General features: G+C 59.0%; 1 protein-coding gene. It reads left to right on the top strand.

What is annotated here, in order from left to right; translation table 11 throughout:
* Positions 1–417: AAA family ATPase (locus G6R24_RS21400; RefSeq protein WP_163550891.1), on the top strand; the 417-nt coding region annotated here is incomplete at its 5' end.
* Positions 418–456: the final 39 nt, after the last annotated feature.

The raw sequence follows: 456 nt of genomic DNA on the forward strand, positions 1-456 counted from the left end.
CGCTTCCTGGCACTCTGTATCATTGCGCAGGATCCGTCCTTCTCGGGGCTCCTGTGCATGGAGGAGCCGGAGAACGGCATCCATCCCGGCAGGGTGGAGGCGATGGTCAACCTGGTGCGGGACCTGGCGGTTGACCCCTTCTTCCAGCCGGATGACGAAAATCCCCTCAGGCAGGTTATCGTTAATACTCATTCGCCGTTCTACGTGCAGTACCAGAACGATGATGACATGATTCTTGCGGTTCCTGCTTCCCTGCTGCGGGACAAACGTCCCGCCCTGACGGTAAGGCTCGTGCCACTGTCTGATTCATGGCGAGCCCGTAGCGGAATCCCCTCGGTCGGCAGAGGTGCGATCGCCGAGTACCTGGAGCCGCGGCCCAACGGTCAGCTCACACTTGATCTTGATCGGGCCGGCTGATGCCAGAGTTGAGCACAATAAATTTCGTCTACTTTCGTG

The sequence above is a fragment of the Candidatus Frankia nodulisporulans genome (genome assembly GCF_902806475.1).
In the GTDB taxonomy this organism is placed as follows: Bacteria; Actinomycetota; Actinomycetes; order Frankiales; family Frankiaceae; genus Frankia; species Frankia umida.